At 73.4% G+C, this 13,650-nt stretch carries 11 protein-coding genes; 8 read left to right on the top strand and 3 right to left on the bottom strand.

The features are described 5' to 3' along the window. Nucleotides 1-27 precede the first annotated feature (27 nt). Complete coding sequence (locus D1J60_RS26515) at nucleotides 28-2,130, top strand: endo-beta-N-acetylglucosaminidase (RefSeq protein WP_125822773.1); 2,103 nt, start codon at nucleotides 28-30, stop codon at nucleotides 2,128-2,130. On the opposite strand, the gene D1J60_RS26510 is transcribed toward D1J60_RS26515, so the two are convergent. Together D1J60_RS26510 and D1J60_RS26505 are read right to left on the bottom strand one after the other, a co-directional pair. Further along, the gene (locus D1J60_RS26510) at nucleotides 2,127-3,539 is read right to left on the bottom strand and encodes a HAMP domain-containing sensor histidine kinase (RefSeq protein WP_125602857.1); all 1,413 of its coding nucleotides are present in this window, start codon (nucleotides 3,537-3,539) and stop codon (nucleotides 2,127-2,129) included. The two genes, D1J60_RS26515 and D1J60_RS26510, sit on opposite strands and share 4 nt — an antisense overlap. A 12-nt stretch (nucleotides 3,540-3,551) precedes the next feature. Then, nucleotides 3,552-4,256 carry a response regulator transcription factor gene (locus D1J60_RS26505; RefSeq protein ID WP_125822772.1) on the bottom strand — a complete coding sequence of 235 codons (705 nt, stop codon included), beginning with the start codon at nucleotides 4,254-4,256 and terminating at the stop codon, nucleotides 3,552-3,554. A 277-nt stretch (nucleotides 4,257-4,533) separates the two neighbouring features. Between D1J60_RS26505 and D1J60_RS26500 the strand changes: the two genes are divergently transcribed. The 7 genes from D1J60_RS26500 (at nucleotide 4,534) to D1J60_RS26470 (ending at nucleotide 10,803) form a co-directional block, all read left to right on the top strand. Next, nucleotides 4,534-5,319, top strand: coding sequence for an amino acid ABC transporter ATP-binding protein (locus tag D1J60_RS26500; protein ID WP_125602859.1), 786 nt, complete (start codon nucleotides 4,534-4,536; stop codon nucleotides 5,317-5,319). Between the two features lie 98 nt (nucleotides 5,320-5,417). Further along, a complete protein-coding gene (locus D1J60_RS26495; protein WP_125822771.1) occupies nucleotides 5,418-6,272 on the top strand; it encodes a glutamate ABC transporter substrate-binding protein in 855 nt (284 codons plus the stop codon). Nucleotides 6,273-6,356: 84 nt separating this feature from the next. Further along, the gene (locus D1J60_RS26490; RefSeq protein WP_125822770.1) at nucleotides 6,357-7,031 is read left to right on the top strand and encodes an amino acid ABC transporter permease; all 675 of its coding nucleotides are present in this window, start codon (nucleotides 6,357-6,359) and stop codon (nucleotides 7,029-7,031) included. Beyond that, the gene (locus D1J60_RS26485) at nucleotides 7,028-7,918 is read left to right on the top strand and encodes an amino acid ABC transporter permease (protein ID WP_125822769.1); all 891 of its coding nucleotides are present in this window, start codon (nucleotides 7,028-7,030) and stop codon (nucleotides 7,916-7,918) included. Before D1J60_RS26490 ends, D1J60_RS26485 begins: the two co-directional genes overlap by 4 nt. Nucleotides 7,919-8,118: 200 nt before the next feature. Then, nucleotides 8,119-9,690, top strand: coding sequence for an FAD-dependent monooxygenase (locus D1J60_RS26480; protein WP_125822768.1), 1,572 nt, complete (start codon nucleotides 8,119-8,121; stop codon nucleotides 9,688-9,690). Nucleotides 9,691-9,886: 196 nt separating this feature from the next. Further along, nucleotides 9,887-10,423, top strand: a complete 537-nt coding sequence (locus D1J60_RS26475) for a cysteine dioxygenase (RefSeq protein WP_125602864.1) — start codon at nucleotides 9,887-9,889, stop codon at nucleotides 10,421-10,423. After that, the gene (locus tag D1J60_RS26470) at nucleotides 10,420-10,803 is read left to right on the top strand and encodes a rhodanese-like domain-containing protein (protein ID WP_206436574.1); all 384 of its coding nucleotides are present in this window, start codon (nucleotides 10,420-10,422) and stop codon (nucleotides 10,801-10,803) included. Before D1J60_RS26475 ends, D1J60_RS26470 begins: the two co-directional genes overlap by 4 nt. 296 nt (nucleotides 10,804-11,099) lie before the next feature. Here D1J60_RS26470 and D1J60_RS26465 read toward each other — a convergent pair whose 3' ends face one another. Further along, nucleotides 11,100-13,643 carry an FtsX-like permease family protein gene (locus D1J60_RS26465; protein WP_125822766.1) on the bottom strand — a complete coding sequence of 848 codons (2,544 nt, stop codon included), beginning with the start codon at nucleotides 13,641-13,643 and terminating at the stop codon, nucleotides 11,100-11,102. Nucleotides 13,644-13,650: the final 7 nt, after the last annotated feature.

Below are 13,650 nucleotides of genomic sequence, written 5' to 3'. Positions count from 1 at the left end.
CCCGAGCCGCACCGTGAGGAGCCCCCGATGTCCGACTCCGGCCACGCCCCCTTACGCCCGGCCAGACGCACCCTCCTGGCCGCCGCAGCCGCCACCGCCTCCGGAGCCCCGCTCCTCGGCGCACCCACCCCGGCGGCGGCCGCCGCCGCCCCCGCCACCCCGCCCGGCGGCGACCTGACCCCGTACGCCTCCTACTGGTTCCCCGGCTCCCTCCCCCACGGCACCCCCGCCCCCGGCGTCGTCTGGCGCTCGCTCGGCGACTGGAGCCCGGAGTCGGACCCGGACCTCGCCCACAACACCGCGACCGTGCCGCTCGCCCCGCGCTTCACCCCCGTGCCCGCGCACCGCGGTGCCCGCGCCGGCCAGGCCCGGATAGCGGCGCTGGTCTCGTTCGGGCCGACCTCCGGCAATCCCTCCCAGGGCTCGGCGACCGCAGACCACTACGCCCTGACGCACTGGGCCTACCTCGACGAGCTGGTCTTCTGGGGCGGCTCCGCCGGCGAGGGCCTCGTGCTGGCCCCGAACGCGCCCGTCGTCGACGCCGCCCACCGCAACGGGGTCCGGGTGCTGGGCAACGTCTTCCTGCCGCCCGTCCCCTACGGCGGCGACCTCCAGTGGACGCGCGACCTGGTGCGCCGGGAGCCCGACGGCCGGTTCCCGGTCGCGGAGCAGCTGGTCCGGGTGGCGGTGGCGTACGGCTTCGACGGCTGGTTCGTCAACGCCGAGACGGACGGCGGGGACAGCGTCCTCGCCACCCGCATGCGGGAGTTCCTGCGGGCGCTGCGGGCGGCGGGCTCCCCGCACGGGCTGCGCATCACCTGGTACGACGCGATGAACGTCACCGGCCGGGTGGGCTGGCAGGGCGCCCTCAACGCGCTCAACCAGGAGTTCTTCCAGGACCGTTCGGGACCCGTCGCGGACACGGTGTTCGTGGACTTCCGCTGGACGGCGCGCACCCTCGCCGACTCGGGCGCCCTCGCCGGCCGGCTCGGCCGCAGCCGCCACGAGCTGTGGGCGGCGGTGGACGTGGAGTCCAGGGGCTGGGACTCCGCCGTCGACTGGGACGCCGTCGTCCCGCGCGACCGCGACCACGTGGTCAGCTTGGGCCTCTACCGGCCGGAGTGGACCCGCGACCACCTCGCGGACCGCTCCCCCGGCGCGTTCCACCGCGCCGACGACCGGTTCTGGACGGGCGAGTCGGGGGACCCGTCCCGGCCGGCGCCGCAGGCCGCCTGGCGGGCGCCGGCGACGTTCACCGCGGACCGCTCCACGGTCGCCGGGCTGCCGTTCGGCTGCTCCTTCAACACCGGGCACGGGCTGCGCTGGTACGAGGGCGGCGCTGTCACCTCCGAGGAGCCGTGGAACCACCTGGCGCTCCAGGACCGGCTCCCGGGCCGGCGCTGGGTGGTGGACACCGCCGGGGCGCGCCCGTCGGTGACCCTGGACTTCGCGGACGCCTGGCGCGGTGGCTCCAGCCTGCTGGTGGCGGGGGCGCTCACCGCCCCGGTGGCCGTGGGCCTGCACTCGACGCGCCTGCCCCTGCCCGGCTCGGCGGTCGCGGAGCTGGTCCACGCTGGTGCCGGCGCCGGGCCGGTGTCCGTGGAACTCGGCGTCGCCGTCCGCGAGCCGTCCGCCCCGGGCGCGCCGGTGCCGTACACCTGGCTGCCGGCCGGCACGGCGGGCCCCGGCCAGGGCTGGCGGACCTCCCGCGTGCCCCTCGCGCGCCTGGCCGGGAGGACCGCGTACGCCCTTGCCGTACGGATCACCGCGCCCGGGAAGGCGGCGGTGTCCTGGCGTCTGGGGGCCCTGACGGTACGCGACACCACCGCGCGGCGGCCCCCGGCCCCGCCCTCGCACCTGAGGGTGGAGGCCGTCTGCGGGCAGGGCGCCGGCCGTGCGGCGCTCCGCCTGCGCTGGGACCGGGCGGCCGGGCCGGTCCGGCACTACGAGCTCCACCGCCTCCTCCCCGACGGCACCCGCCGCTACCTGGCCGGCACCTGCGCGGCCGCCCTCCACGTCCCCTTGCTCGTCCGGGCGGACGGGGAGCGGGCGGCCGTCCTGGAACTCCGGACGGTGGACGAGACGTACGCCGCCTCCCCGGCGGCCCGTACCGAACTGCCCTGGCCCTAACCCTCCTGGGGGTCGGTGCGGGGCACGGCCACCGTCACGCGCAGCCCGTGCGGCGGGTTCGTCTCGTAGGAGATGGATCCGCCGCCCGAGGCGAGCAGGGCGCGGGAGATCGACAGGCCGAGACCGGAGCCCTTCACGTTCTGGTGGCGGCCGCTGCGCCAGAAGCGGTCGCCGACGCGCAGCAGCTCCTCCTCGGTCAGGCCGGGCCCCCGGTCGGCGACGACGACGAGCGCGCTGCGCCCCTCGGCGGAGACCGACACCTCGACCTGCTCCCCGGCGGGGGTGAACTTCAGGGCGTTGTCGATGACGGCGTCGAGGGCGCTGGACAGGGCGATGGGGTCCGCCCAGCCGGTGACGGCGCTGCGGCCCGCCTCGGTGAGCCGTACGCCCTTCTCCTCGGCGTAGGGGCGCCAGGCGGCCACCCGTTCGGCGGCGAGCTCGCCGATGTCGGTGAGCCTGATCTCGGCGGAGGCGTGTTCGGCCAGCGCCAGGTCCAGCAGGTCGTCCAGGACCTGGGCGAGGCGTTTGCCCTCGGTGCGCACGGAGGCGATCTCCTCGTTGCCCTCGGGGAGTTCGAGGGCGAGGAGCTCGATGCGCAGGAGCAGTGCGGCGAGCGGGTTGCGCAGCTGGTGGGAGGCGTCCGCCACGAACGCCCGCTGCTGCTCCAGTACCTCTTCGACGTTGTCGGCCATCTCGTTGAACGACCGGGCCAGGCGTCTGAGTTCCGGCGGGCCGCTCGCGGCGGCGACGCGGGAGTTCATCCGTCCGGTGGCGATGCCGTGGGCGGCGGCGTCCAGGGTCCGCACGGGCTTGAGCACCCAGCTGGTCAGGCGCAGGGCGGCGCCGAAGGCGACCAGCATGGCGGCGGCGAGCCCGGCGGCGATGACCGCCCACCCGCGCAGGGTCCGGGCGCGCATCTGGTCGGTGGGTGATTCGGTGGCGACGACGGCGACGACGTCGCCGTCGAGGACGACCGGGGAGACGACGAGGAGTTTGCCGTTGGTCTGCCAGGGCCAGACCTGGCCGGGGTCGTGGCTGCGCCGGCCGGCTAGGGCGTCGTCGAAGGCGCGCTTGCCTTCCTTGGAGTCGGGCAGCTGCCACCAGCCGGGGGCGCGGACCATGGCGTTGTCGTCGCGGTAGAAGATGCCGACGCGGACGCCGTACAGCTCCTGGTAGCGGGCGAGTTCGAGTTGGAGGGTGTTGCGGCGTTCGTCGGCGCCGGTGGCTCCGGAGCCCTCGGCGTCGATGACGAACTGCGCGAGGGCCGCGAAGCGGGCGCTGTCGTCGATGCGGTCGAGCACCACCCGCTGCTGCTGGGCGGCGGCCAGGCTGACGGCGAGCGGGAGTCCGAGCGCGATCAGGACGCCCGCCATGAGGACGACCAGGAGCGGGAGGAGCCGGGTGCGCACGGCGGGGCCCCGCTAGGGGACGGCCGGGGTGACGAGCCGGTAGCCCACCCCGCGGACGGTCTCGATGAGCGCGGGCATGCCGAGCTTGGAGCGCAGCGAGGCGACGTGGACCTCGAGGGTGCGGCCGGTGCCCTCCCAGCTGGTGCGCCACACCTCGCTGATGATCTGCTCGCGGCGGAAGACGACGCCGGGACGCTGTGCGAGCAGGGCCAGCAGGTCGAACTCCTTGCGGGTGAGTGGTACGTCGGTGCCGTTCACGGTGACGCGGCGGGTGGGCAGCTCCACGGCGACGGCGCCGAGCCGGACCGTGCCGGGGGCGGTCTCGGGGGTGGCGGCGGCCTCGTCGGCGGCGCCGGTGCGCCGGGCGACGGCGTGGATGCGGGCGAGGAGTTCCCCGGTGTCGTACGGCTTGACCACGTAGTCGTCGGCGCCCATGTTCAGGCCGTGGATGCGCGAGCGCACGTCGCCCCGGGCGGTGACCATGATGACGGGCGTCGAGGTGCGCTTGCGGATCTTGCCGCAGACCTCGTAGCCGTCCTGGTCGGGCAGGCCCAGGTCCAGGAGGACCACGCCGAAGGGCTTGGCGCCGGCCGGCAGCAGCGCCTGGAGGGCCTCCTCGCCGTTGCGGGCATGGGTCACCTGGAAGCCGTGCCGGGCGAGGATCGCCGCCAGGGCGGCGGCGACGTGGTCGTCGTCCTCGACGAGCAGCAGCCTCATGGCGTCCCCCTTCCCGATTCTTCGGCTTCAGCTTCCGTACACATGGTCACCTTGCATCCACGCCCATGGCGGAGTCCCACGTCAAGAGGGTTCCGGCCTGGCGAGTCTTCCGTTATGCACCCGGTACGAGTACATCGCACCCTTCGTGGGTAGCGGGTACGGAGCGTATCGGCGCGAGGCCGTTTCGTTATGCTCAATTCTCCCTCAGATGTGCTGACGGTGTGCTCATCTCGTCACTACATTCCTCCCAACCGACGGAGGACGGAGCAAGAAGCCGATGAGCGGAGTATCAGTGACCAAGGACGTGGAGGATGCGGCCGGTGCCGCGGACGGCCTGGTCGTACTGAGCAACGTCAACAAGCACTTCGGCGCGCTGCACGTGCTTCAGGACATCGATCTGAGCATTGCCCGCGGTGAGGTCGTCGTGGTGATCGGGCCCTCGGGCTCGGGCAAGTCGACGCTGTGCCGGACCATCAACCGGCTGGAGACCATCGACTCGGGCAGCATCACGCTGGACGGGAAGCCCCTTCCGGCCGAGGGCAGGGAACTGGCCCGGCTGCGCGCGGACGTGGGCATGGTCTTCCAGTCGTTCAACCTGTTCGCACACAAGACGGTGCTGCAGAACGTGATGCTGGGTCAGCTCAAGGTCCGCAAGACGGACCAGGCGACGGCCCTGGAGAAGGCGAAGGCCCTGCTGGACCGGGTGGGCGTCGGCGCACAGGCCGACAAGTACCCGGCGCAGCTGTCCGGTGGCCAGCAGCAGCGCGTGGCGATCGCCCGGGCGCTGGCGATGGACCCGAAGGTGATGCTCTTCGACGAGCCCACCTCGGCGCTGGACCCGGAGATGATCAACGAGGTGCTGGAGGTCATGCAGCAGCTCGCCCGCGAGGGCATGACGATGGTCGTCGTCACGCACGAGATGGGCTTCGCCCGCTCGGCGGCCGACCGCGTCGTGTTCATGGCGGACGGCAAGATCGTCGAACAGGCCACCCCGGAGCAGTTCTTCAGCGCCCCGAAGAGCGACCGCGCCAAGGACTTCCTCTCGAAGATCCTGCACCACTGACGCTCTCGTCTGGTAGTGATCCGATCGACGGCTCGTGCCGTCGCCCACGACGTGTCCTGCTCGTCGTTCAACAACGTCTCACCCGAGGGAAGTTCACCATGAAGGTTCTCAAGACCGGCGCTGCTGTTGCCACGGCCGTCGTTCTCGCCCTGACGGCGACCGCCTGTGGCGGCGGCAGCAAGGACACGGCGAGCGACGCCGGTGCCTCCGGGGGCTCCAAGTCGGACAAGATCGTCATCGGCATCAAGTTCGACCAGCCGGGTCTGGGCCTCAAGACCCCGGACGGCAAGTTCGAGGGCTTCGACGTCGACGTCGCCACCTACGTGGCGAAGGAGCTCGGCTACCAGCCGGACCAGATCGAGTGGAAGCAGGCCATCAGCGCCGAGCGCGAGAACCTGATCTCCAACGGCGACGTGAAGTTCATCGCCGCCACCTACTCGATCAACGACAAGCGCAAGGCGAAGGTCGACTTCGCCGGCCCGTACTTCCTGGCCCACCAGGACCTGCTGGTCCGTGCCGACGACTCCTCGATCACCAAGGTCGAGGACCTCAACAAGAAGAAGCTCTGCTCCGTCACGGGCTCGACCTCGGCGCAGAACATCAAGAAGGACCTGGCCAAGGACGCCGACCTGCTGGAGCAGGGCGGCTACTCCGAGTGCCTCACCGCGCTGGAGAACAAGTCCGTGGACGCGCTGACCACGGACAACTCGATCCTCGCCGGCTACGCCGCGCAGGAGAAGAACAAGGGCAAGTTCAAGCTCGTCGGCCTGAGCATGAGCAACGAGAACTACGGCATCGGTCTGAAGAAGGGCGACAAGGAGCTCCAGACCAAGATCAACGCCGCGCTCAAGAAGATGGTCGCGGACGGTTCCTGGGAAGCGGCCATCAAGAAGAACCTCGGCCCGGCCGGCTACAAGAACGAGCCTGCCCCGCAGATCACCGAAGGCAGCTGATTTCCCGGTGGGGTGCGTCGCCGCCCGCCCGTCCGCGGGCGGCGGCGTACTCCACCGGCCATCCTGGGGAGAGCGCAGGGCAACGTGTTCGACTTTCTTGATTCCGGGCAGTACGACCTGCTCGGAGCCTTCTGGGTGACGGTTCAGCTCACCCTCTACTCGGCGGTTGGCTCCCTCATATGGGGCACCGTCCTGGCCGGGATGCGGGTCAGCCCGGTCCCGCTGATGCGTGCCTTCGGCACCGCGTACGTCAACCTGGTCCGGAACACCCCGCTGACCCTGTTGATCATCGGAAGCTCGCTGGGCCTCAGCCAGACCCTCGGCATCAACCTCGGCGGCGAGACCTTCAAGGAGACCGGCTTCCGGCTCGCCGTCCTCGCGCTGACCGCGTACACCGGCACCTTCGTCTGCGAGGCGCTGCGCTCGGGCATCAACACCGTGCCCGTCGGCCAGGCCGAGGCGGCCCGCGCGCTGGGTCTGAGCTTCTTCCAGGTGCTCACCCTGATCGTGCTCCCCCAGGCCTTCCGGGCGGTCATCGCGCCGCTCGCCAACGTACTGATCGCGCTCACCAAGAACACCACGGTGGCCGCGGCCATCGGCGTGGCCGAAGCGGCCCTGCTGATGAAGGAAATGATCGAGAACGAGGCGGACGCGCTCTTCGCCGTGTTCGGGATCTTCGCCCTCGGCTTCTGCCTGCTGACCCTGCCGACCGGTCTGCTGCTGGGCTGGGTGGCCAAGCGAGTGGCGGTGAAGCGATGAGCTCCGTGCTGTACGACGTCCCCGGCCCCAAGGCCAAGGCCCGCAACTGGATCTACACGGCCGGTTTCCTGGCCCTGTTCGCGCTCGCCGCGTGGTGGATCCTCTCCGTCATGGCGGAGAAGAACCAGCTCGACGCCGACAAGTGGACCCCCTTCGTCACTGACGCCCGGATCTGGACCACGTACCTGATCCCGGGTCTGCTGGAGACCCTGAAGGCCGGGGCGATCGCCATGGTGATCGCGCTGCCGCTCGGCGCCCTGCTGGGTATGGGCCGGCTCTCCGACCACTCCTGGGTGCGCGTGCCGGTCGGGGCGGTCGTCGAGTTCTTCCGCGCCATCCCGGTCCTGATGCTGATGGTCTTCGGCTCGGCCTTCTTCGTGAAGTTCGTCCCCGCCGTCTCCTCGGACCTCCGGCCGCTGTACGCCGTGATCACCGGGCTGGTCCTGTACAACGCGGCCGTCATCGCGGAGATCGTCCGCGCGGGCGTGCAGTCCCTCCCCCGCGGCCAGACCGACGCCGCGAAGGCGATCGGCATGCGCAAGGGCCAGACCATGGTCTACGTCCTCATCCCGCAGGCCGTCACCGCGATGCTGCCCGCCCTGGTCAGCCAGCTCGTGGTGATCCTCAAGGACACCGCGCTCGGCGGTTCACTGCTCGGCCTCACCGAGCTGCTGGCGACGAACCGGCAGATCTCGGCGAACTACGCCAACACCATCGCCACGCTCGTCGTGATCGCCCTGATCTACATCGCGGTGAACTTCGCCCTCACCTCCTTCGCCTCCTGGCTGGAGGGACGGCTGCGGAAGTCGAAGAAGAGCACCGGCGCGGTGGTCGGCGTGGCCGACGTGAACGACATGGCCACCGGGAACAACTCGGCCGGGGCCTGACGGTCGAAACCCGCTCCGGCCCGGCCGGAAGGCCGCCGGAGGGCTGACGTAGGGTCAGTCATCGTGCGTAGCCCGTGTGGTGCGGCGGAATCCTCCGCCGCACCACACAGTGCTGTCCCGGCCGGGTGTCACTTGACGCCGGAACCTCCAGTGGGTTGCATACGTTCTGTGATCACATACCGGACATCGGGAGCCGCATCATGGACCCGGTGATCGTCGTCGGCGCGGGGCCCGTCGGGCTGTCCCTGTCCCTCGCCCTGGCCGGGCACGGCGTGCCCAGCGTGCTGCTCGACGAGGGGCCCGGCAAGGACGAGCCACGGCCCGCCCGCAGTGTCGTGCTGCACACCGACACCGCCGCCATGGTCCACCGGCTGGGCTGTACGACCCTGCGCGACGAGGGCGCCCAGTACGCGGCCTGGCGCACCATGAAGCGCCGCCAGGAGACCCGGCGGATCACCTTCGAGGACCAGCAGCCCCCTCTGCACCTGCCGCAGCACGCCCTCGTGCGCGGGCTGCGCGCCGCCGCCGCCGCGCACCCCTTGGTGCAGCTGGTCACCGGTGCCAAGCTGGACTCCTTCGAGCAGGACGACCACGGGGTCACCGCCCGCACCCGGGGCACCGAGAGCAGCTGGTGGCGCGGCAGCCACCTGGCCGGCTGCGACGGCGCCCGCTCCACCGTGCGCAAGCTGCTCGGCATCCGCTTCCCCGGCCGGACCGCCGTCGAGCGGCGCGCCGTGGCCGCGCTGCGCGCCGAACTGCCCTGGCCGGGCGAGGCGTTGCTGCACCGCAACCCCCCGTCCGGGCCCGAGGAGATCACCGCCCGGCCGCTGCCCGACGGGGTGTGGCGGCTCGACTGGCTGCTGCCGGCGCGCGGGGAACTCGTCACGCCCGACGCGCTCGTCACCCTCATCCGGGACACCCTGGCCCTGTGGTGCGGCGGCACGACTCCCCCGTACGACCTGATCGACACCGGCGTGCACACCCTCCACCACCGGCTCGCCCTGCGCTGGCGCGACGGCCGGGCCTTCCTCGTCGGGGACGCGGCGCACCTGCTCGGCGCCGTCGGCACCCAGGGCGTCGAGGAGGGGCTGCGCGACGCGGAGAACCTCGCCTGGAAGCTGGCCCTGGCCTGGCACCAGGGCGCCTCCGCGGCCCTGCTCGACAGCTACGAGGGCGAACGGCGCACCGCCGTCGCCGCCCGGCTCCGCGCCGCCGACCAGGCCGTGCCCGTACTGCGCGGCGGGGGCGGGCTGCGCACCCTGCTGCCGGGGACGGGCCGTTCCGCCGAGACCCTGCTGACCGACGGGCACCTGGGGCGCGGCCCGCTGGGCGCGCAGCCCGTGTACGCGCCGCCCGTGGCCGTACGCGAGGTCCCGACGGCGACCGAGCCGGGTGGGCCGGTGGCGAACGTGCCCGTGACCGCGCCCGACGGAGCCACCGTCCCGCTGCGCGACCTGCTGGGGCGCGGCCGGCTGCTGGTGCTGCTGGTCGCGCCGGGCACCGGGGTCTGGGACCGGCGGCACTGGCAGAGCGCCGGGGTGATGCCCCGCCTCGCGGCGGCCGTGAGCGCGCTGCCCGTCCCGGCCGACCTGCTGGTGGCCGACGCCTACCCGGGGGCGCCCGCGCACACCGTGCTGCTGGTGCGCCCGGACGGGCACCTGTCCGCCACCTTCGCGGGCGTCCGGCCGGCCGAGCTCTACGCGGCGGCCGACGCCGTCCGGGCCGGCGCCCCGGCGGGCGCCCCCGCCACACCCGCTCCTGTGATCGATTGACCGTTCTCGGGGGCACGTGGTTCACTCACGGACATGACCGGCAACGACGTACGCCTGTGGCGGAGGGTTCACATGGACCTGCTCCGCTACGCGGGCTGCGTGTGTCGCCCCTCCTGCTGATTCGCCTTCCCTCCGCGCGCCCCTGAGCCCTGCCGGCCGGCGCGCGCACCTTCGCGAACCCAGGACGGTCACCTCCATGCCTTCCCCCTTGCCCACGCACGCCCCCGCGCGCCCGTCGTCCGCCCCGACGGCGGCGGAACTCCTCGACTTCGCCCTGCGCACCGCCGCCGACCCCGAGATCGTCGACTCGCTGCCCCTCGACCCCGAGGGCCGGACCTGGATCCGGCTCGACGGTCCGGGCGGCAGCGAGGCCTGGCTGATCGGCTGGCCGCCGGGCACCGGCACCGGCTGGCACGACCACGCCGAGTCCCGCGGCGCCTTCGCCACGGCGCGGGGCCGGCTGACGGAGCACTCCCTGACGGTGCGGCTGCCCTCGGAGGGCTGGCAGAGCCTGGAGCTGGCCCCCGAAGTGGACCGCACCCGCGGCCTCGGCGCGGGCAGCGGGCGGGCCTTCGGCGAGCACCACGTCCACGAGGTGCTCAACGAGTCCGCCTCGGAGCACGCGGTGTCCGTCCACGCGTACTACCCGCCGCTCCCGCTGATCCGCAGGTACAGCCGCAGCGGTCCGGTGCTGCGGCTGGAGCACGTCGAGCGTCCGGCGGACTGGCAGTGAGCGCCGTGGGCATCGACGAGCTGCTGGAGCGGGTCCGCGCCACGTACGAGCGCATCGGCCCGCAGGAGGCGTACGAGGCGTCGCAGGACGGGGCCCTGCTGGTGGACATCCGCTACCAGGCGCTGCGCGAGCGGGACGGGCTGATCCCGGGGGCGGTGGTCGTGGAGCGCAACGAACTGGAGTGGCGGCTGGACCCCCAGGGCTCCCACCGGCTCCCGGAAGCCGTGTCGCACGACCTGCGGGTGGTGGTGATCTGCAACGAGGGCTACGCGTCTTCGCTGGCCGCGGCGTCGTTGCACGCGCTGGGGCTGCGGCGGGCGACCGACCTCACGGGCGGCTTCCAGGCGTGGCGCGCGGCGGGCCTGCCGGTTCTTTCCTGACGCGGTCCTCGCACCGCTGCGCGGGGCTGGGTCCCCTGCCCGCCCTTCCACCGTTCCCAGGGGCGCTGCCCCTGACCCCGTACGGGCGCTGCGCGCCCGTCGCCTCAATCGCCGGCGGGGCTACTTGTAGCCCCGCCGGCGATTGAGGCGCGGGGGTCTGGGGACGGAGCCCCCAGGGGGCCGGGGCGCAGCCCCGGGGAACGGGCGAAGGGCGGGTAGGGGACCAGCCCCGCGCAGCGGCCCCGCAGCCCCGGCACCCGCGCCGGCCCCCGGCCGAGAGGCGCCCGCGGCCCCGGTCAGGACCTGGACGTGGCCACGTCCACCGGGCGGAGTCGCAGCGCGGCCCGGCCCGGCAGGGCGGTGGCGGCCAGGGCCAGCAGCCCGGCCGCGCCGACCACCACGCCGTACACCAGCGGCAGCACCGCCGGCGCGGCCGCCCCCGTCATGCCCACGCTGAACGCGGTCAGCACGGCCAGCGAGATCCCCGACCCGAGCACCGCCCCGATCAGCAGCACGGCCAGGGCCTCCGTGCGCAGCATCCTCAGCACCTGGCGCCGCTTCGCCCCGGCCAGCCGCAGCATCGCGAACTCCCGGAACCGCTCGGCGGTGGACATCGCCAGGGTGTTGACGACCGCGATGGCGGTGAAGGCCAGCACCAGGCCCATGGCCAGCAGGTTGATCTCGGCTCCGGCGGCCTGCCGTTCGGCCCGGGCCGCGTCGGCCTGCGCCGCGGACAGCACCGCGAGGCCCGGCGCGGCCAGCCGCTCCCGGCCGACGGAGGGTTCCGCCGCGACGAGCACGTTCCCGGCGAGGGGGTTGTCCACGTGCGCGGCCACCAGTGCGTGCGGCAGCGTCAGGTCGCCGAAGCCCAGGCCCCGCCCGTACACGGCGGACACCGTCAGCGTCACCGGGGTCCCGTCGCCCAGCGTCAGCTTCAGCGGGCTGCCGGGCTTCAGCCCCAGCTGGTCGGCGGCGAGTTCGCTGACGGCGGCGCTGTTCTCGCCGAAGCCGTCCAGGTTGCCGCGGGTGACTCGCGGGTCCCAGGTACGGGTCAGGCCGGCCGGGGTGACGCCCTGGGCCGCGTACTTGGTCAGGCCGACCCGTACCGAGGTGTGCACGATCTCAGTGGCGGCGGTGATGCCCGGGGTGCGGCGGATCCGCTCGGCGGTGGCGGGGCTCACACCGGGGCCCTGCGCGGTGACGACCCACTGGGCGCGGACCCCTTCGCGGGCCTGGGCGCGGGCGGCGTCGCCGAGGGTCGGGGTGACGAAGAGCACGGTGCAGGTCATGCCGATGAGGAGGGTGAGCGGGGTGACGGCGGAGGCCATGCGGGTGGCGTTGCCGCGCAGGTTCGCGGTGGCCAGTCGGCCGCCGGGGCCGGCCAGCCGCAGCGGGCCGGCGAGCAGCGCGGTCGCGAGCCGGACGAGGAGCGGGCCGAGCAACGACACCGCGCCGGCGAGTACCACGACGGCCAGGAAGGTCACCGGGGTGGCGGCGGGTTCGGTGCGCAGCGAGCCGAGGACGACGACCAGCACCGCTCCGCCCGCCAGCAGGAGCAGGCCCGCGAGGGTCCGGATCCAGGAGGGGCGGGGTCGTTCGACGGCGGCTTCGGCCAGTGCTTCGGCGGGGCGGATGCGGGCGATGCGGCGGCCGGTGATCCGGGCGGCGGCCCAGGCGCCGAGCAGGCTGGCGGCGACGGCGGCGAACATCGGGAAGATCCCGGCGGTGCGCTCCAGGGTGGCCGGGACGACTCCGCTGGTGACGAAGCGTCCGTGCAGCCAGGCGGCGAGGGGCAGTCCGGCGAGGGAGCCGGCGAGGCCGGCGGCGAGCCCGACGAGCAGGGCTTCGCGGCCGATCATGCGGCGCAGCTGCTTCGGGGTGGCGGCGATGGCGCGCAGCAGGGCGAGTTCGCGGTGGCGCTGCTGGACGGAGAGGGCGAAGGTGCCGACGACCACGAGGACCGCGACGAGCAGCGAGGTGCCGCCCATGGCCCCGCCCATGGAGACGAGCTTGACGCGTGCGCCTGCGGCGTCGAGGAATTCGACGGGGCCGCGGTCGTCCCCGGCGGCGACCTGTGCGGTGGCGCCCTGCGGGGTGGCGGCCAGTGCCTCCCGGACCTGTCCGGCGAGCCGGCCGGCGTCGGTTCGGGGCCGGGGCAGTACGCCGATGGCGGTGACCTGGCCGGTGCGGGCGGCGAGCCGCTCGGCCTCGGTGTCGCTGAAGAACAGGGAGGTCTGCCGGCGGAGGTCGCCGTGGGCGGTCCGGGCGATGCCGCTGACGGTGTAGGTCTTCGGCTCGCCGGTGGCCTGTACGGTCAGCCGCGCTCCGGCGGCCAGTCCCGCCCGGGTGGCGAGGGTGCGGTCGACGACGACCTCGTCGCCGCCCTGGGGGGCGCGGCCCTCGGCGAGGGTGAAGGGGGTGAGGACCGCGGAGGTCCAGGCGTGCCCGTACGAGGGCCTGGCCGGGTCGGCCGGGGCCCCCAGCACCGGGACGGCCTGGAAGGTCAGCTCGGGCACGGCCCGCTCGACGCCGGGGACGGCACGTACGGTCTCCAGGGCGGAGGCCGGGAGCCAGGCCCGCTCGGCGACGGGCTTGGCCTTGTGCTTCGTCTTGGTCTTGCCCTTCTTCTCCTTGACCGTCGTCTGGTGGACGTTCTGGTCGGCGGAGACGACCACCGGGGTAGCCGCGTAGCGCTCGGTGGCGATCCGGCCTCGGAGTCCGGTTTCCAGGAGGGTGCCGCAGGCGGTGATCAGGGCCGCCGCGCACAGGAGCGCGACGAAGGCGCCGAGGAAGCCGGCTTTGCGGTCCCGGACGGTCTGAAGGGCGTAGCGCAGCATCATGCGGTCA

It is taken from the genome of Streptomyces sp. W1SF4, from assembly GCF_003950035.1.
Classification (GTDB): Bacteria; Actinomycetota; Actinomycetes; order Streptomycetales; family Streptomycetaceae; genus Streptomyces; species Streptomyces racemochromogenes.
Note: the sequence above shows the minus strand (reverse complement) of the source record. Positions and strands in the feature narration are given on the sequence as shown.